Genomic DNA, 17816 nt, shown 5'->3' on the forward strand with positions numbered 1-17816 from the left:
TCAATGACCGTGGGACCTTTGGAAATCGGCCTTGTTGTTCTCGTGATCGTGCTGTTGTTCGGCGCTAAGAAGCTGCCGGAGCTGGCTCGCTCCATGGGCCGGTCTATGCGCATCTTCAAGTCCGAAGTCAAGGAGATGAAAGAGGAGAACAACACCTCTGAGCAGCAGGGCCAGATCGCGGGCTCCAAGCAGTCCGACGAGGACTTCTGGAACAGCCCGGAGATGCAGCCGCGCACTTCCAAGCCGGCTGACGGAAACCAGAACTAATAATCTTTCCCGGCAGGCAGACCACACTCCGAGTCCCTCGGCGTGCTGAGGCCTCGCCTGCCGTCGTGGGCTTTTCTGTGGAGGTCTTGCTTTGAGTACCGCGAGTACACCGTCGAATCCTGCTTCTAACGCGCCGAAGCAAAAATGGAGCTCAAAGCTACGCCGCAAGCCCAAGAACCCAACGGGGGAGATGACCTTAGTTCAGCACCTCCAGGAGCTGCGCCGACGCATCGTCATTTCCCTTCTCGCCCTCGCTGTGGGTGCCATCATCGGATTCATCTGGTACCAACACGCCCCGTTTGGCATGTCACCGCTAGGTGAGATTTTGCGCGGTCCCTATTGCTCACTCCCTGAAGAGAGCCGTGTTTCCTTCTCCGCGGACGGCGAATGCCGTCTGCTCGCAACCAGCCCCTTCGAAATGCTGATGCTCCGACTCAAGGTTGGCGCGTTAGCCGGCACCGTATTGTCCTCACCGGTCTGGCTCTACCAGATATGGGCCTTCATCGTGCCCGGCCTGCACAAGAACGAACGCCGCTTTACCTTCTTGTTCGTCTCGACTGCGGTCCTGCTCTTCGTACTCGGCGCGGTTCTCGCCTACGTCATCCTTTCCGTGGGTCTGGAGTTCCTCATGGGCATGGGCTCGGAGTACCAGACCGCAGCACTGACAGGTGAACGTTACTTCTACTTCCTGCTGGCGTTGCTCCTCATCTTTGGCGTCAGCTTTGAGATCCCACTACTCGTGGTTTGCCTCAACCTGATCGGTGTCTTGGAATATGACCACGTCAAAGATAAGCGCCGCATCATCATTGTCGTCATCATGATCTTCGCCGCGGTTGTTACACCGGGCCAAGAACCCTTCTCAATGTTGGTTTTGGCCGGTGCTCTCGTGATTCTTGTGGAGATAGCTTTCCAGTTCTGCCGCATCAACGACAAGCGCCAAAAGCGCCAACGTCCAGACTGGATGGACTTGGACGATGAAACTGCCTCGTCGCTGGATGAAGGTCCGGGTGCCATTGGCGCACCAACTCCGGTGTCTGCATCCACGAGCGTTTCTGCGTCTTCACGGCCGGTATCTTCCAGGCCGGTGGCCTCGGCTTCGTCTGCTGACGCTCGGGTACCGCAGCCTCAGCAGACGAATACTCAGCCCCCGCAGAGCGGCTTTTTCGACGACGTTCTCTAAGCTCGTCAGCCTTCTTAGGGGACTTGTTCAAACTATCCCGCTTGGCGCCGGGGACCGGCGCGCTAGCAGGCCGCCCTTGACAGGTACCCTGGAGACTTATGACACTGACGCATCTGGACGAGTTCACCCAAGCGCTTCCGTACTCACTGGATGAATTCCAGATCCAAGGATGCCAAGCCGTCGAAGCTGGCCACGGTGTTCTGGTCTGTGCGCCCACCGGCGCGGGTAAAACCGTGGTGGGTGAGTTCGCCGTGTCCTTGGCGCTGCGCCAAGGGACCCGCTGTTTCTACACCACACCCATCAAGGCGCTGAGTAACCAGAAGTACCACGACCTAGTTGACGCGCATGGTGAGGATGCGGTCGGGCTGCTGACCGGTGATGTCTCCATTAACTCCTCCGCGGACATCCTCGTGATGACCACTGAGGTCCTGCGCAACATGATTTACGCGGGCTCAGGTGCATTGGATCGCTTGACCCATGTGGTCATGGATGAGATCCACTTTCTTGCGGATGCTTCGCGCGGCGCAGTGTGGGAAGAGGTCATCCTCAACCTGGAGGAACATGTCTCCATTATCGGTTTGTCCGCAACGGTGTCCAACTCCGAGGAGTTCGGCCGGTGGCTAACCACCGTGCGCGGAGATACCAAGGTCATCGTTACCGATAAGCGCCCCGTACCGCTGGACCAGTGGATGATGGTCGGCCGCAAAATCTATCCGCTCTTTGAACCCGACTCAGGCGGCCAGGTAAACACTGAGCTCGCACGGCGTATCCAACGTCTGGAGGCCGGCGATACCGATAATGGCCGCGCAGACTATGCCCAGAACCGTGCGAGCTTCCGCGCCCGCGCCCGTCACAAAGGCGGCGGGCGCAGCGACCGGCACAGTGATCGGCGCAGCGGCGCGCCTCGTGCGCAGGACCGTTACCGTCCGCTTGGCCGCCCGGAGGTTCTCAAAGAGCTGCAATCAATGGAGATGCTGCCGGCAATTACCTTCATCTTCTCCCGCGCGGGCTGCGACGGTGCTCTGTATCAGTGCTTGCGCTCCCGCATGGTGCTGACCTCCCAGGAGGAGGCTGTTGAGATCAAGGCCATCGTCGATAACGGCGTGGAAGGCATTCCGGAAGAAGACCTCAAGGTCCTTGATTTCAAACGTTGGCGCGAAGCACTCTCGCGTGGCTTCGCCGCTCACCACGCAGGAATGCTGCCGGCCTTTAGGCACATCGTAGAGGAACTGTTCGTCAAGGGCCTCGTGCGGGCAGTCTTCGCCACCGAAACGTTGGCCCTAGGAATCAACATGCCGGCGCGCACCGTGGTGCTGGAAAAGCTGGTGAAATTTAACGGCGAGGCACACGTGGACCTGACACCGGGCCAGTACACACAGCTCACCGGCCGCGCCGGTAGGCGAGGCATCGATACCTTGGGCAATGCCGTCGTTCAGTGGGCACCCGCTATGGATCCCACCGCGGTGGCGGGGCTTGCGTCAACTCGTACCTATCCGCTCATTTCCACTTTCGAGCCCGGCTACAACATGGCTATCAACCTGCTGGGCATGCTTGGCTTTGATGACTCGCTCCGATTGCTGGAGAAGTCTTTCGCCCAGTTCCAGGCGGATGGATCCGTTGTGGAGGAAACCCGAGAGATTGAGCGCGCTGAGCACCGCGTCCGCGAACTACGCGCACAGTTGGAGCAGGCCGTAGATAACTTGGCTCCGCCTGCCGCCGATGGCGAAGACCCCGCTGAGATTCTCATGGACTATATGCGGCTGCGCCGAGCGCTGACCGAGGAGGAGAAGTCAGCGCGGGCCTTCAAGAAGGAGGAGAGAAACAAGGAAGTTGCCGCAGTACTGGCTCGCTTGCAGGTGGGTGAAGTCATCGCCATCGCAACCAAGACACGGCCAACGTTGGCTGTCGTTATTACTCCGGCCAACCAGACTGCTGATCCACGCCCCTGGGTAACCACTGAAACGGGATGGTCTGGACGCATCGATTCCGCCGGCATCGATAATCCACCAATCGTCGTTGGGCACATGAAGCTCCCGCGCGCAGCGCAGAAGAACCCGCGCCGCCATACCCGATTTGTCCAGGAGGCCTTCAAGCGCGACTACTACAAGCGTCCGAAGAAGATGCGCACTGAGCCGCGGAATCGCCCCAACAAGAAGATCGCGCAGTTGCGCGATGCCCTCCGCGAACATCCGGTGCACCATTGGCCCGCGACCGACCGCGAACAGCTGGCCGGGGTGGCGCAGAAGCTGGCGCGCCGCGAACGCGAGCTAGCCAGGCTTGAGGATAAGGTCGAGCGCGCCACGGATACTCTTGGCCGCACTTTCGAGCGGATCGTGGATCTTCTGGCGGAGATGGACTACGTGGAGTTTGATGGTTACGGCGAAAACCGCGAGCCGGTCATCACGGATGAGGGCGAGCGTCTGGCCAAAATCCACTCCGAATCGGACCTACTGGTGGCGCAATGCCTCAAGCGCGGTATCTGGAACGACCTCGACCCGGCGGAGCTGGCTGGTGTGGCCTCCCTCTGTGTCTTTGAAAACCGCAAGACCACTCGCGGAGAACCCGGTGCGGCCACTGACGCGATGGCTAACGCCATGGACGCTACGTGGCGCATTTATAGCGAGCTCGTCGCCGATGAGAAACGCCATAACCTGCCGCAAACGAGGGAGCCGGAGCCTTCTTTCGCGCTAGCTATCCACCAGTGGACGGCGGGCGCGCCGCTGGCCTATTGCATGGCTGCTGCCAACGATTCCGGCGCGGAGCTGACTCCCGGTGACTTTGTCCGCTGGTGCCGCCAGGTCATCGACCTGCTCCAGCAGGTGGCGAAGACGGGCTACGAGGACGAAATTCGTCGCAATGCCCGGCGCGCCATTGACGCGATCCAGCGCGGCGTCGTCGCCATCGGCGCCTAGGCTTAGCGCCTAGTCTTCGGTGCCACCGCGAAGCAGCGCCGTGGCTGCCGCCGCGAGTACTTGGCGGTGGGGCGAAACGAGCGCCACGGTGGCGAGCTTGAGGTTGCGCCCCAACGGGTTAAGGATGAGGGCTTGCGTACCGATAACAGCGTCATCGACTAAAGCTGGACCGCCCGAGTCACCTTTGACTGCCGGAATCGTGTTGAAGACAAATCCGGCGGGGGAGACGGTGGTGCGGAAGTCAATGGACCAGGTGCGGAAGAAGGGAAGGAGAAAAAGCCCACTGCGCTGTTGGGCACGGCGAGCTTTTCCGCCATATCCCCAGGTGGTGACTGGGGCGCGGAATGGCGGGGTACTTTCTGCAAGCCCAGGAAGGTCCCGGGGCGGGGCCGGCCGGTCGAGCAAGCACAGCGCCATGTCGGTCCCATCAATCGTGCGCACGGCGGCCACGCGCCGGTTGAACCCGCCACTCACCCTGTAGTGATCCCCCTTATCAAGACCGTCGCGGAAGAAGTGCGCGCAGGTCAGAACCAACCGGGTTGCCTGTTGGGAGCGGGGTCTTAAGGACGCATCGATGAGCACTCCCGAGCAATAGCTTGAGCGAGTCCGGAGCTTGACGGCAGCGGGATGGGAATTCACGCCTCCCAGCTTAACTGGACGAAGGCGGGCGGTAGGCTAACTGTCATGACTGATTATGCGTCCCGACTAAGCCGGTCCCGCGCTATCGCAGCTGCTAAGGACATCGACATCCTGTTAGTGGGTACAGGTGCCGAATTCGCGTACCTCACCGGTTCGTGGGTCTCCTCCCACGAGCGCCTGACCTGCTTGGTTATCCGTCCCGATGCCGAACCAGTAATCGTCGCCCCCAGCACCGACATTGAGTCGCTTCAGGGCGTCGCAGCCCAGCTGGTGGGATGGAGCGATGGGCAGGATCCCTATGCGCTGGCCTTGGAAGGTGCGCGCCCCACCACCGTTGCCTTGGGATCCTCACTCACCGCCGATCACGTGCTGCGCTTTCAGTCCGCAATTGGCAACCTCGAAGCTAGTACTGCGAAGGAACAGCACCCCGCAAAGTATGTTCTGGCCACCGAGGCCCTCGCCGAGCTTTTTACCCGCAAGGATCCAGATGAGGTGGCTGAGCTACGCGCTGCAGCGGCGGCTATCGACGCTGTCCACGCCGAGGTGCCACGCCTCCTGCAGCCGGGGCGCACCGAGACCGACGTAGCCGCAGATGTGCGGGAGCTCATTTTGCGCGAGCACCGCGAAGTGGATTTCATCATCGTGGGCTCCGGTCCGAATGGAGCCAATCCACACTATGACTTTGGGGACCGAGTACTCGCCGCCGGCGATCCCGTGGTGGTGGATATTGGCGGCACGCTGCCCTCGGGCTATCACTCCGACTGCACCCGCACCTACGTCGTTGGCGCCGATCCTGCTGCCGCGCCGGCAGAGTTTCGCGAGGCTTACGCGGTCCTAGAGAAGGCCCAGGCTGCCGGCCGAGCTGCTGCGCGCCCGGGTGCGACCGCCCAGGAGATCGACCGAGCGACGCGCAGCGTGATCGAAGACGCCGGTTGGGGTGAGTTCTTCACGCACCGCACCGGACACGGCATTGGCTTGTCGACGCACGAGGAGCCCTTCATCATGGAAGGAAACGGGCTGGAACTTTCCGAGTCCATGGCCTTCTCGATCGAGCCGGGTATCTACGTACCGGGCAAGTGGGGAATGCGCCTTGAGGACATCGTGGTAATCACCGAGTCCGGCTACGAGTCCCTGAACCAGGCACCGCGGGGGTTGCGCTAATGGGAGAAACTGGCGCGCTACTGATTCTTGGCGGGCGCAGCGACATCGGTGGGGAGCTTGCACGTCGGCTGTGTGAGGGTCGCCCGGTAGTTCTCGCCGCGCGGGGCGAACACGGTATGGACAGGCTGCACTCCGAACTCCTCAGCAGCGGGGCGTCGTCCGTTCACACGCTGTCCTTCGACGCTGCGGAAGTTTCCTCCCACCGCGCGGTCATCGAACAAGCCGCAGCACTCGCAGGGGCAGAGATCACCACGGCCGTCGTCGCCTTCGGAATTCTGGGCGATCAGGAGCGCGCGGAGCACGACGAAGCCCACGCCTTCGACATAGCGCTGGTGGACTATGCAGCGCAGGTATCCATGCTCACCGTGCTTGCCGACGTCATGACGAGAGGGCACATCGTGGCCTTTTCCTCCATCGCTGGGTGGCGGGCCCGCCGGGCCAACTATGTCTATGGCTCGACCAAGGCGGGCCTGGATGCCTTCTGCCAAGGCTTAGCGGATCGATTGCAGGGCAGCGGCCTAGCGCTGATCACCGCGCGCCCCGGCTTCGTCATTGGGTCGATGACTAAAGGCATGACACCCGCGCCCTTGTCCGTTACCCCTGACGTTGTGGCCCAAGCGGTGGTCAAGGCCATTGAGTCCTCGGCAGGTTCGCGGCCGGCTTCCCGCACGCTATGGATTCCACGGCCTCTTCAGCTCTTAGCGTGGGTGATGAAGCTGGTACCGCGTCCCATCTGGCGGCACATGCCGCGCTAGCGGTGCCCGAGGGCAGGAGAATTCGCATCGAAGATGAATCCGCGCGGTGCAAGGACGCGCAACACAACGTCAGCATCTCCCTCGGCTAGATCGTGGATGACCAATCCGCGCCAGGGGGTTACCGAGATGGACGCGCCCAGCTGGGCGATAAGCCCAGCGTATTCTCCGGGCAGCACGCCATGCTGCAGGCCCGCGCCCAGATCGACGCGGCCGGGCTTCGTGTGCTCAGTCAGCCAGCCGATGGGCAGCGCAGGCGAAGTGGGAGCTGACCCTGCCGCATCCGAGACACGTTCTAAGTCCTGCAGGTGATCTGCAGAGACCTTTTCCGCAAAGTCCACGAGTTGGGAAATGGCATCCGCAAGCCCCAGCAGCGGCCCGGTGGGCTCACCGTCGCGGATCAGGCGCGCGGTGGCGGTATCTTCATCGTCTTCCGCCTCCTCACCAGAGAGCTGAAGGCCAGCCGCCACCCCGTGTGTGAGGAGATCACCAGCACCGCTATCCACACCAAAAAGCGCGGCACGGGCTATCGCAGGGGCATCCTGATCGACGTCGGCTAAGGCTTCCGCGATCCGCTGCGCTACCTGACGGGCGCGCAGCGAGAGGGGAGAGGCCAGCACGTGAGCGGCGGTGGTGGGCAGGGGGACGTCGCCAAGCACCTGCGCATTGGCGACGCCTCGCAGGCCGATGACGCTGTGCTGCTCTAGGTACACATTGCCATCGCCATGTTCTCTGGCGGCCTGGCCCAGAGCGAGCCACTGCTCGGGGGTGACGACGCCGCCGGCGGGATGGAAGCGCAAGGTAGCGGATTCGGGATGCTTCGACTCAGGGAGGGACATGGTGGGACAGTCTAGTCGCTCCGGGAGGGTCTCCTGCGAAGCGCCAAGCCCAGCAAGTATGGTGGGCGACATGCCGTTTGTTCTCTTCATCGCGTACATCCTCCTAGAAACTATGGCCTTTTGGGCCGTTGCCGAGTGGATTGGTGTGCTGTGGGCGCTGCTTGCCTTGGCGCTGACCATGCTCTTCGGCATGACTATCGCCAGCTGGGAAGTCCGCCGCATGATGGTCAGCCGCATCCGTCAAACCGATGACGGTGTGTACGTCATGGAGGATCCCACCCCGGGCAAGACGGCAGGCAACGTTGGCCTGACCATGGTGGGCGGAATCCTGCTGTCACTGCCCGGATTTGTCTCCACGGTCTTCGGAGCACTGCTTATCTTTGCGCCCACGCGGTCCATCATCCGCACGCTACTTGCGGCATCGATGTTCCGGAAGATCGAAAACATGGGCGTGCGCGTGTACGAAGCCTCACCCATGGCCCAGCACCGCGATTCCTATGGTTCCTTCGGCACCTTTGACGCAGGCGCCAGCGGTGATGGAATGGGGGGCATGGATCAAACTGGCCAGTCGCATGAGGTCTTGGATGAAGATGAAATCCGCACGTGGACCCAACACGTCAAGCCCGAAGACTTTGAGGACGGAAAGAAGTAGTGCTGGTACTTGTGGCCCGGCTCGCTCTCGCTGCTGCGTCGGGCGCGGTGACCTACCTTGCCGTTGAGCCACGCGGCTGGTGGGCCGCCGGCATAATCGGCATGGCGATGCTCGTGGCAGCGCTCTCACCGTGGAGAAAACCCCTCGATCTGGGGTGGGCGGCCCTCGTCGCTTGTGTACATAGCGCGGTGTTGTACTTGTTCACGCTGCCATGGATTGGTGAGTTAGTGGGCAACATGCCCTATATTGCGCTCGCTTTATTCCTGTCTCTGTACAGCATCCTCCTTGGTATCGGCGGGGCGGCGCTGCTGCGCTTAAACTACGGTTTCGCTCTCTTCCCGTTCTTCTACGTGGCGGTAGAAATGCTGCGCTCCTCAGTGCCCTTTGGCGGTTTTGCGTGGGTGCGCCTCGCCTGGGGGCAAATAGAGGGCCCACTCGCCAACCTTGCCTCGTGGGGCGGGCCGGCACTCATTACCTGCGCGGTGGTCTGCGTAGGCGCAGGATTGGTGGGGCTTGCCCGCTCACCGCGCCTGGCATGTGCGTTTTTGGCGGTGCCACTGCTAGCTGGCTTGCTAGCGGCACAGAGCGTGGACCGCCCGGGCCGCACAACAGGCACGGTGACGGTCGCCGCGGTGCAAGGAAACGTGCCACGGCTGGGCCTTGACTTTGCCGCCCAACGCCGCGCGGTGCTGGATAACCACGTCCGCGTGACCGAGCAGGCCGCGCAGGATGGGTCCAGACCGGATATCGTCATTTGGCCGGAGAACTCCTCCGATATCAATCCTTTTGCCAATGAGGACGCCCGGGAGCTTATCGACGGCGCCGCCCGCGACATCGATGCCCCAATCCTCGTCGGAACGCTGACCCAGGATGAGGTTGGCGCACGGAACACCATGCAGGTGTTTAACCCGGATGGCTCGGCAGGGGAGTACCACCACAAGAAGTACCTGCAGCCTTTTGGTGAGACGATGCCGATGCGCGATTTCTTTAGGAAGATCACCGACCTGGTGGACCTGGCAGGCGACATGAAGCCCGGTGACGGTCCGGGCGTGGTCACCATGGCTGGGACCGCAATGGGCGTTGCCACGTGTTATGAGGTCAGCTTTGACCAGGCGTTCCGAACCGCCATCAACAACGGAGCGCAGATCCTCACGACACCGACGAACAATGCCACCTTTAGTGACTCCGACATGACCTACCAGCAGTTGGCCATGAGCCGCTTGCGCGCGATCGAAGCGGATCGGGCCGTCGTTGTGGCGGCTACGTCCGGGGTCTCGGCGATCGTCTACCCGGATGGCTCAGTGAGCCAGGCCAGCGGTATCTTTGAACCGGCATATCTTGAAGAAGAGCTTCCGCTGCGAGAACGGCGCACATTTGCGGTGCGTTATGGTTCGCTCCTGCAATGGCTCATGGCTATTATTGGAACGGTCTGTGCGCTGTATGCGATCTATTCCACCCGCTTGTCCGGACGACGCAGCGCGCCTGAGAAAGAAATCTAAAGGAGCAAGGAACTAGTGAGCTCGACCCGCGAATCTACCCTGGTCATCATCCCTACTTACAACGAGATCGAGAACCTACCGCTCATTACCGGGCGCGTGCGCAAGGCAACGCCGGAGGTTCACATCCTGATTGTGGACGATAACTCCCCGGACGGCACCGGTGACGCGGCGGATAAGCTGGCCGCTGAGGATTCTCACCTGCACGTTCTCCACCGTGAGGGCAAGGGCGGACTTCTCGGCGCGTACATCGCCGGTTTCAAGTGGGGCCTGGAGAAGGATTACCAGGTTCTGTGCGAAATGGACGCCGACGGCTCCCACGCGCCGGAGCAGCTCCACCTCTTGCTTGAGGAAATCGAGAAGGGCGCAGATCTGGTCATTGGCTCTCGCTACGTACCGGGCGGAGAGACAGTGAACTGGCCTGCCAACCGCGAGCTGCTTTCCCGCTTGGGCAACAAGTACATTTCGGTTGCCCTGGGTGCCGGAATCAATGACATGACTGCTGGCTACCGTGCTTTCCGGCGCGAGCTGCTTGAACACCTCGACTTTGAAGAGCTCTCCAACGCCGGATACATCTTCCAGGTTGACGTTGCCTTCCGCGCCATCAAGGATGGCTTCGATGTCCGCGAGGTACCGATCACCTTTACCGAGCGAGAGCTAGGTGAGTCGAAGCTTGACGGCTCTTTTGTCAAGGATTCCCTGCTCGAAGTAACCAAGTGGGGCGTGGCTCACCGCTCCGAGCAGATCAGCGATTTCACCTCGGAGGTTTCGAAGATCGGCTCCCGCACGGTCAAGGACCTGGAGCTTGGCCCGAAGGTCAACACGGCAAAGAATGTCGTGGCCGACTTTGTTTCCGAAGTCTCCAACCTGGTGAAAGGCACCCTCAAGCGTTAATTTGATGCTCATGGCGCCTCATACACGCGCGTAAGGAATAAGAACCAGCCCGGAAGCCCGTTATGGTTTCCGGGCTTTTGCCGTAGTTACCAGTGCTAGTGCTAATGTCATAAGTAGCACTGTATCTGGTGCACAGTGATTTACTTCACTGTTTCTCACACTACGGATCGTTCGGCACGTACCTGTCGATGGAGGAGATTTTGCTATGGCAACCGTAACGTTCAAAGATGCATCCCTGACCTACCCGGGAGCAAAGGAACCCACCGTCAAGAAATTCAACCTGGAAATCGCTGATGGCGAGTTCCTCGTCCTCGTCGGTCCTTCCGGCTGTGGTAAATCCACCACACTGCGCATGCTGGCCGGTTTGGAAAACGTTACTGACGGTGCCATTTACATCGGAGACAAGGACGTCACCCACGTTGCACCGCGTGACCGTGACATCGCCATGGTTTTCCAAAACTATGCTCTCTACCCACACATGACCGTGCGCGAGAACATGGGCTTCGCACTGAAGATCGCCGGCAAGTCCCAAGACGAGATCAATAAGCGCGTCGACGAAGCAGCCGCTACCTTGGGCCTGACCGAATTCTTGGAGCGCAAGCCGAAGGCCCTGTCCGGTGGTCAGCGCCAGCGTGTGGCCATGGGCCGCGCCATTGTTCGTAACCCGCAGGTCTTCCTCATGGATGAGCCGCTTTCTAACCTCGATGCCAAGCTGCGTGTTCAGACGCGTACCCAGATTGCAGCCCTGCAGCGCAAGCTTGGAGTTACCACCGTCTACGTCACCCACGACCAGACGGAGGCCTTGACCATGGGTGACCGTATCGCGGTGCTGAAGGATGGCTACCTGCAGCAGGTTGGCGCGCCCCGCGAGCTTTATGACCGCCCCGCCAACGTCTTCGTCGCGGGCTTCATCGGCTCCCCAGCCATGAACTTGGGCACCTTCTCAGTCAAGGATGGCGACGCCACCTCTGGCCACGCTCGCATCAAGCTTTCCCCGGAAACCCTTGCCGCGATGACGCCCGAGGATAATGGCCGCATCACCATCGGTTTCCGCCCGGAGGCACTGGAGATCATTCCGGAGGGCGAGTCCACAGATCTTTCCATCCCGATCAAGCTCGACTTCGTGGAGGAACTTGGTTCTGATTCCTTCCTCTACGGCAAGTTGGTGGGCGAGGGCGACCTTGGATCCTCAAGCGAGGACGTCCCCGAGTCCGGCCAAATCGTCGTCCGCGCTGCGCCGAACACCGCGCCGGCTCCGGGCAGCATTTTCCACGCGCGCATCGTGGAGGGTGGCCAGCACAACTTCTCGGCGTCGACCGGCAAGCGCCTTCCTTAAGCCCGCGTGCCCGCTGCCCCGCGGCACGTAATGAATAGGACAGTTTCAGCCATAGTCAGCAGAAAAGGTGGAGTGATTCACCATGAAAGAGTCCATGAGCATCACCTCGTCGACGTACGCGTCGGCACTGCTGACGCTGCCCTGGGACACACCCTTAGAGCAGTGGCCCGATGCTCTCATCGCCGCATTGCCCAGGGGTATTTCCCGGCATATCGTGCGGTTCGTGGGGATCAACCGTGGCATCGTCGCGGTCAAGGAAATTGGTGCGCGTACCGCCCACCACGAGTACAAGATGCTGCGTGAACTGCAGCGCCTTGGCGCCCCTAGTGTGCGCCCCGTAGCCGTGATCACCGGCCGCCATCCGGCAGAGGAAGACTACGGGGAACTCACCGCAGCTTTGGTAACCGAGCACTTGGAGTTCTCCCTGCCCTATCGCGAGATCTTCTCTCGGCACCTCACGGTCGTGGAAGCGGAGAAGCTCATCCGCGCCCTGTCCGTGCTGTTGGTGCGGATGCATCTGCTCAACTTCTACTGGGGCGATGTGTCACTGTCCAACACTCTCTTTCGGCGCGATGCTGAGACCTATTCCGCCTATCTTGTCGATGCCGAGACGGGCGAGTTCCAACCCAACCTCTCCGAATCACGCAGGCTGTACGACGTCGACATTGCCCGCGTCAACATCATCGGCGAGCTCATGGACCTACAGGCGGGTGAATGCTTGGATGGGTCTATCGATGTCATTGCACTAGGCAGCCTTGTCGAGAGTTCCTATCTTGAGCTGTGGACAGAACTCACCGCTGAGGAGGCCGTGGATGCCAGTGAGTACTGGCGCGTCTCCGAGAGAATCGACCGCCTCAACCAACTGGGCTTTGATGTAGGGGAGCTCAAGGTAACCAAGGACGATTCTCGGCAGGTAGTACGAATCCGGCCCGTAGTGGTGGATCCGGGTCACTATCGTGCAGAGCTGTTGAGCTTAACTGGACTCAGCGTCGAAGAGCATCAAGCCCAACGCCTTCTAGGCTCCATCCAGGCCTACCAGGCCGTGGAATGTGGGCCTCACGTCGGCCTTACCCAGGCCGCGCACTTGTGGATGACGCATGAGTATGAGCCGACTATCGCTGCCGTGCCCGAAGAGATGCTAGACAAGCTTGAGCCGGCACAAATCTTCCACGAGATAGTCGATCACCGTTGGTTCCTCGCCCAGGAAAGGGGAGAGGCCGTCACGCTCGCGGAGGCCACGGCATCCTATCTGGCGTCTGTACTACCAGCCCGCCGTGCTGAGGCCCGGCTCCTCAACACGCCCCCGGCAGACGAAGACTTGTCATAACCTCTCGCGTGTCCCAACAACGCCCGCAATCTCAAATCCAACCAGACTTTTTCAACTGCTTTTTATATGTTTTTGTAAGTTTTAAGCCCGATTGCCCCATAAATGGGGAGGGTTTCCATGCCCGAATATGGATATGGTCACAATCGGGTGTTTTATGTCCGAATTCTTTTGAATATGTGGAATACCTCACTAAGATGGAGGGCAGGCTAACCAGTTCATAGTCGGACTGCGATCCGCTATGAAGCACTTGGTGGCGCTGGGAAGAAGCCTTCGTTACGGGAGGTCTCCCAGACACAACCGAATACGAGCCGGGTATCTATCCCTGGCCCACCATCCCGCTTTTCATCAAGAAAGATGAGGACCTCATGAAGCGTCTTACTCGCATCGCATCCATCAGCATGGCATCCATGCTCGCCGCCGCAAGTCTCGTCGCGTGCTCAGGCTCCACCGACGAGGAAGGCGATGTTTACTTCCTGAACTTCAAACCTGAACAGGACGCGGCATACCAGGAGATCGCAAAGGCCTACACTGAAGAAACCGGTGTCAAGGTCAAGGTCGTTACCGCCGCCTCCGGCTCTTATGAGCAGACCCTCAAGGCGGAAATCGGTAAGGATGAAGCCCCGACTCTCTTCCAGGTCAACGGACCTGCTGGCTTCATCACCTGGCAAGACTACATGGCGGATATGTCGGACACTGAGGTAGCTAAGCAGCTCACCGACGACATCCCACCGCTAACCACCGAGGACGGAGAGGTACGCGGCGTCCCGTTCGCCGTCGAAGGCTTCGGCATCATCTACAACGACGAGATCTTCGACAAGTACATCGCCACCTCCGGCGCGAAGATCAAGTCCACGGATGAAATCAAGAGCTACCAAAAGCTCAAGGAAGTCGCCGAGGATATGCAGGCAAAGAAGGACGAGCTCGGTATCGAGGGCGCCTTCGCCTCCACCTCACTGACCTCCGGTGAAGACTGGCGTTGGCAGACCCACTTGGCTAACGCTCCGATCTGGCAGGAGTACCAGGACAAGAACGTCGAGGACACCAACGATATCGAGTTCTCCTACAACAAGGAGTACAAGAATCTCTTCGACCTCTACCTTGATAACTCCACCGTAGAAAAGTCTCTTGCACCTTCTAAGACGGTGTCTGATTCCATGGCTGAGTTTGCGCAGGGTAAGGCCGCCATGGTTCAGAACGGTAACTGGGCATGGTCCCAGATTTCCGAGACCTCTGGCAACGTGGTCAAGGAAGACAAGATCAAGTTCTTGCCCATGTACATGGGTCTGCCAGACGAAGAAAAGTACGGCATCAACGTCGGCACCGAGAACTACCTGGGCGTGAACTCTGAGGCCTCTGAGGTCGACCAGCAAGCCACTAAGGACTTCGTGGATTGGCTGTTTACCTCTGATGCTGGCAAGGAGCACGTGGTGAAGGACCTGGGCTTCATCGCACCGTTCGAAAGCTACACCGCTGAAGACACCCCGAATGATCCCCTTGCTGAGCAGGTCGCGGAAGCTATCGCTAACGAGGATCTGACCACCTACCCGTGGAATTTCCAGTACTTCCCGTCGCAGCAATTCAAGGATGACTTCGGCCAGGCCTTGTCGCAATACGCCTCCGGAACGCTGAAGTGGGAGGACGTCGTCAAGCAGTTCAAGGACAACTGGGCTGCTGAGAAGGAATCCAACTGGGGCTAAATCTTTAAAGTCCCAATCCCCTCGCCAAACGTCTTCCGGCAATGGAGGGCGGGGAGGGGAGTAGGTGGGGATTGTGGCCCACGCCGGTAGCACGTGCGCGACTGGTTCTCCGCATCCTCAGCCTCCTCTCCTCACCGCCTTCCCGCTAGGACACGTGTGGCACCACCAGAAATTAAGGTTTCACCACCATGCAAGCAACGCTGAAGAAGTACTTCCCGGTCTTTGTCTTGCCCACCCTTCTGGCATTCATGATTGCCTTCTTGGTGCCGTTCATCGTGGGTTTCTTCCTTTCCTTTACGAAGTTCACCACCATCACCAACGCCAAGTGGGTTGGCATCGACAACTACGCCAAAGCTTTCTCCCAACGCGAAGGTTTCGTTTCAGCCTTCGGTTTCACTGTCCTCGTGGTCATCGTCTCCGTGATCACCGTCAATGTCTTCGCCTTCCTCCTGGCGTGGATGCTGACCCGCAAACTTCGCGGTACCAATTTTTTCCGCACAGTCTTCTTCATGCCGAACCTCATCGGCGGCATCGTGCTGGGTTATACCTGGCAGACCATGATCAACGCCGTGCTCTCGCACTATTCCACAACGATTAGTGCGGACTGGAAGTTTGGCTACGCCGGCCTCATCATGCTGCTTAACTGGCAGCTGATCGGCTACATGATGATCATTTATATCGCCGGCCTCCAGAACGTCCCGCCCGAGCTCATCGAGGCTGCCGAGCTCGACGGTGTCAATAAGTGGGAGATGCTGCGCCACGTCACTATTCCGATGGTCATGCCGTCGATTACCATCTGCCTCTTCTTGACTTTGTCGAACTCCTTCAAGCTCTTCGACCAGAACTTGGCGCTGACCAACGGCGCTCCTGGCGGGCAAACTGAGATGGTGGCGCTCAACATCGTCAACACGCTCTTTAACCGTATGAATGTCGAGGGGGTCGGCCAGGCCAAGGCTGTCATCTTCGTCGTCGTTGTGGTCGTCATCGCTTACTTCCAGCTGCGCGCGACCCGCTCCAAGGAAATCGAGGCTTAAGTTATGACTACCAGCACTTCAGCGCAGGCCGTTCCGGCCTCGAAGAAGAAGGATCACCAGCTTCCCTTGGATAATAAGACTCGGATGTCTGGTGGCGCCAAGTTCGTGGTCTACGCCATTCTGGTGTTCTTCACCATCGTCTTCCTTGGGCCGATCCTCTTCATCTTCATCAACTCCTTTAAGTCCAAGTTCGCTATCTCCTCCGATCCTTTCTCGCTTCCCATCGGTGAAACGTGGGTCGGCTTCGAGAACTTCATGGTGGGCTTGACCAAGCAGGGATTCTTGGAAGCGACCTTGTGGTCCTTCATCATCACGATCCTGTCCGTCATCGTCATCGTGTTCTTCTCCGCGATGACCGCCTACTACATCACGCGCGTCAAGACGTGGTGGACAAACCTTCTGTACTACCTCTTCGTGGTCTCCATGATCATCCCCTTCCAGATGGTCATGTTCCCGACGGTCAAGATTGCAGACATGCTTCACCTCAACAACCCGATCGGTATCGTGGTGCTTTACCTCGGTTTCGGTTCCGGTCTGTCGGTGTTCATGTTTGCAGGCTTCGTCAAGTCCATCCCTCTGGATGTCGAGGAAGCCGCGATGATCGACGGTTGTGGGCCGATCCAAAACTACTTCCGTGTGGTGTGGCCCATGCTCAAGCCGACTGCCATTACCGTGGCCATTCTCAACGCCATGTGGGTGTGGAACGACTACCTGCTGCCGTACTTGGTCATCGGTCTGTCCACGCGATACAAGACCATCCCGGTGGTCATCCAGTCCTTCGTTGGCTCCAACGGTAACCGCGATATGGGTGCCATGATGGCCATGCTGGTACTGGCCATCATCCCCATCGTCATCTTCTACTTCTCCACGCAGAAGCACATCATCGAAGGTGTGGCTGCCGGTGCCGTGAAGGGTTAAACCGGTGCGATAGGTTAGAAAACCATGAATCGCATGCTCGGCCCCGAATCGAAGTTCTATGCTGCTCTGAGCCTCTTCGCTGACCTAGTCATCGTGAATGTTCTCTTGGTGATCACGTGCTTTCCCGTGTTCACCGGGGGAATGTCCTTGCGCACCGCCCATGCGGTGACCGGGCAGATGGTCCGGGAGGAAGGTTCTCGCCGCGGCTCAGCCTTCGTTCGGGGCCTTCTGACGCGTCCCGGGGTCAACACCGCATGGTGGTTGATTTGCCTCGCCGTCGCCGCCTTAGCCGCGTATGAATTCGCGATTATTGCCAAGGCAGATCTGGGTTCAATGGGCCTGATACTGCGCGCAGCCTTGATCTCGGGGCTTATCGTATTGGGCTGTGTCAGCGTATGGTTCTTCCATCTCGATGCACCGGGGCTCGGATTCCGTCAAAGAAGCACACAGGCCATAATGAAGGCGGTAGGGCACCTACCGCGTACTCTATTGGCAGTATTGCCTGGCATAGTGCTTGTTCTGTATCCCGTCTTTTTCCCAGCGCAGTGGGGAGGCTACCTGTTCTTCCTCGCGGTGCTGGGCCCAGCTCTCGCGGTCTATCTCGCCGAGCTAGTGCTGCAATGGCCCGAACTCAATTCGCAATCACCCGATAGCTCTTCTTCCTAACGCGGTGCGCGCCAGCTGGCCTAAAGCCGAAAATAGGGTAGCGGTA

Annotated in this window: 16 protein-coding genes; 14 read left to right on the plus strand and 2 right to left on the minus strand. The window is 59.6% G+C overall.

All coding sequences use genetic code 11. The features are described 5' to 3' along the window. Positions 1–3 precede the first annotated feature (3 nt). The 3 genes from tatA to HMPREF2635_RS00540 all read left to right on the plus strand — a co-directional run bounded on the left by tatA (position 4) and on the right by HMPREF2635_RS00540 (position 4359). A complete protein-coding gene (gene tatA / locus HMPREF2635_RS00530) occupies positions 4–267 on the plus strand; it encodes a Sec-independent protein translocase subunit TatA (protein WP_046649155.1) in 264 nt (87 codons plus the stop codon). A gap of 190 nt (positions 268–457) precedes the next feature. Next, positions 458–1447, plus strand: coding sequence for a twin-arginine translocase subunit TatC (gene tatC / locus HMPREF2635_RS00535; RefSeq protein ID WP_070821080.1), 990 nt, complete (start codon positions 458–460; stop codon positions 1445–1447). Positions 1448–1545: 98 nt separating this feature from the next. After that, complete coding sequence (locus HMPREF2635_RS00540; RefSeq protein ID WP_070821081.1) at positions 1546–4359, plus strand: DEAD/DEAH box helicase; 2814 nt, start codon at positions 1546–1548, stop codon at positions 4357–4359. Positions 4360–4368: 9 nt separating this feature from the next. Here HMPREF2635_RS00540 and HMPREF2635_RS00545 read toward each other — a convergent pair whose 3' ends face one another. Then, positions 4369–4998, minus strand: coding sequence for a trypsin-like peptidase domain-containing protein (locus HMPREF2635_RS00545; RefSeq protein WP_232761031.1), 630 nt, complete (start codon positions 4996–4998; stop codon positions 4369–4371). Between the two features lie 45 nt (positions 4999–5043). Here HMPREF2635_RS00545 and HMPREF2635_RS00550 point away from each other — a divergent pair, with 45 nt between their 5' ends. Together HMPREF2635_RS00550 and HMPREF2635_RS00555 are read left to right on the plus strand one after the other, a co-directional pair. After that, positions 5044–6159: a M24 family metallopeptidase gene (locus tag HMPREF2635_RS00550; RefSeq protein WP_070511889.1), complete on the plus strand. Its 1116-nt coding sequence runs from the start codon at positions 5044–5046 to the stop codon at positions 6157–6159. Then, entirely contained in the window at positions 6159–6914 is a 756-nt protein-coding gene (locus HMPREF2635_RS00555; protein ID WP_070511892.1) for an SDR family oxidoreductase, read from the plus strand. Before HMPREF2635_RS00550 ends, HMPREF2635_RS00555 begins: the two co-directional genes overlap by 1 nt. On the opposite strand, the gene HMPREF2635_RS00560 is transcribed toward HMPREF2635_RS00555, so the two are convergent. After that, positions 6911–7750 carry a cobalamin biosynthesis protein gene (locus tag HMPREF2635_RS00560; RefSeq protein ID WP_070547439.1) on the minus strand — a complete coding sequence of 280 codons (840 nt, stop codon included), beginning with the start codon at positions 7748–7750 and terminating at the stop codon, positions 6911–6913. The two genes, HMPREF2635_RS00555 and HMPREF2635_RS00560, sit on opposite strands and share 4 nt — an antisense overlap. 70 nt (positions 7751–7820) lie before the next feature. Between HMPREF2635_RS00560 and HMPREF2635_RS00565 the strand changes: the two genes are divergently transcribed. The 9 genes from HMPREF2635_RS00565 (at position 7821) to musI (ending at position 17770) form a co-directional block, all read left to right on the plus strand. Beyond that, on the plus strand, positions 7821–8402 hold the full coding sequence (locus tag HMPREF2635_RS00565; protein WP_070511899.1) for an FxsA family protein: 582 nt from the start codon (positions 7821–7823) through the stop codon (positions 8400–8402). Then, positions 8402–9901, plus strand: a complete 1500-nt coding sequence (gene lnt / locus HMPREF2635_RS00570) for an apolipoprotein N-acyltransferase (RefSeq protein ID WP_070821082.1) — start codon at positions 8402–8404, stop codon at positions 9899–9901. Before HMPREF2635_RS00565 ends, lnt begins: the two co-directional genes overlap by 1 nt. A gap of 15 nt (positions 9902–9916) precedes the next feature. After that, entirely contained in the window at positions 9917–10792 is an 876-nt protein-coding gene (locus tag HMPREF2635_RS00575) for a polyprenol monophosphomannose synthase (protein WP_070511905.1), read from the plus strand. Positions 10793–10997: 205 nt separating this feature from the next. After that, a complete protein-coding gene (locus tag HMPREF2635_RS00580) occupies positions 10998–12128 on the plus strand; it encodes an ABC transporter ATP-binding protein (protein ID WP_070511908.1) in 1131 nt (376 codons plus the stop codon). An 82-nt stretch (positions 12129–12210) separates the two neighbouring features. Then, positions 12211–13455 (plus strand): DUF4032 domain-containing protein, encoded by a 1245-nt coding sequence (locus tag HMPREF2635_RS00585; protein ID WP_070511911.1) that lies wholly within the window; start codon positions 12211–12213, stop codon positions 13453–13455. 365 nt (positions 13456–13820) lie between these two features. Beyond that, positions 13821–15152, plus strand: coding sequence for an ABC transporter substrate-binding protein (locus HMPREF2635_RS00590; RefSeq protein WP_070511914.1), 1332 nt, complete (start codon positions 13821–13823; stop codon positions 15150–15152). Between the two features lie 188 nt (positions 15153–15340). Next, complete coding sequence (locus tag HMPREF2635_RS00595; protein ID WP_070511918.1) at positions 15341–16186, plus strand: carbohydrate ABC transporter permease; 846 nt, start codon at positions 15341–15343, stop codon at positions 16184–16186. Between the two features lie 3 nt (positions 16187–16189). Beyond that, positions 16190–17104, plus strand: coding sequence for a carbohydrate ABC transporter permease (locus HMPREF2635_RS00600; RefSeq protein ID WP_070511921.1), 915 nt, complete (start codon positions 16190–16192; stop codon positions 17102–17104). A gap of 24 nt (positions 17105–17128) precedes the next feature. Then, positions 17129–17770 carry an ABC transport system MusEFGK2I component MusI gene (gene musI / locus HMPREF2635_RS00605; RefSeq protein ID WP_070511924.1) on the plus strand — a complete coding sequence of 214 codons (642 nt, stop codon included), beginning with the start codon at positions 17129–17131 and terminating at the stop codon, positions 17768–17770. Positions 17771–17816 lie beyond the last annotated feature (46 nt).

Source organism: Corynebacterium sp. HMSC035E02 (assembly GCF_001836065.1).
Lineage (GTDB): Bacteria > Actinomycetota > Actinomycetes > Mycobacteriales > Mycobacteriaceae > Corynebacterium > Corynebacterium hiratae.

Coding starts and splice junctions, on each gene's coding strand:
- HMPREF2635_RS00595 (WP_070511918.1), top strand. CDS start 15,341: ATGCAAGCAACGCTGAAGAAGTACTTCCCGGTCTTTGTCTTGCCCACC.
- HMPREF2635_RS00590 (WP_070511914.1), top strand. CDS start 13,821: ATGAAGCGTCTTACTCGCATCGCATCCATCAGCATGGCATCCATGCTC.
- HMPREF2635_RS00550 (WP_070511889.1), top strand. CDS start 5,044: ATGACTGATTATGCGTCCCGACTAAGCCGGTCCCGCGCTATCGCAGCT.
- HMPREF2635_RS00560 (WP_070547439.1), bottom strand. CDS start 7,750: ATGTCCCTCCCTGAGTCGAAGCATCCCGAATCCGCTACCTTGCGCTTC.
- HMPREF2635_RS00540 (WP_070821081.1), top strand. CDS start 1,546: ATGACACTGACGCATCTGGACGAGTTCACCCAAGCGCTTCCGTACTCA.
- HMPREF2635_RS00580 (WP_070511908.1), top strand. CDS start 10,998: ATGGCAACCGTAACGTTCAAAGATGCATCCCTGACCTACCCGGGAGCA.
- tatC (WP_070821080.1), top strand. CDS start 458: ATGACCTTAGTTCAGCACCTCCAGGAGCTGCGCCGACGCATCGTCATT.
- musI (WP_070511924.1), top strand. CDS start 17,129: ATGAATCGCATGCTCGGCCCCGAATCGAAGTTCTATGCTGCTCTGAGC.
- HMPREF2635_RS00555 (WP_070511892.1), top strand. CDS start 6,159: ATGGGAGAAACTGGCGCGCTACTGATTCTTGGCGGGCGCAGCGACATC.
- HMPREF2635_RS00600 (WP_070511921.1), top strand. CDS start 16,190: ATGACTACCAGCACTTCAGCGCAGGCCGTTCCGGCCTCGAAGAAGAAG.
- HMPREF2635_RS00585 (WP_070511911.1), top strand. CDS start 12,211: ATGAAAGAGTCCATGAGCATCACCTCGTCGACGTACGCGTCGGCACTG.
- HMPREF2635_RS00565 (WP_070511899.1), top strand. CDS start 7,821: ATGCCGTTTGTTCTCTTCATCGCGTACATCCTCCTAGAAACTATGGCC.
- tatA (WP_046649155.1), top strand. CDS start 4: ATGACCGTGGGACCTTTGGAAATCGGCCTTGTTGTTCTCGTGATCGTG.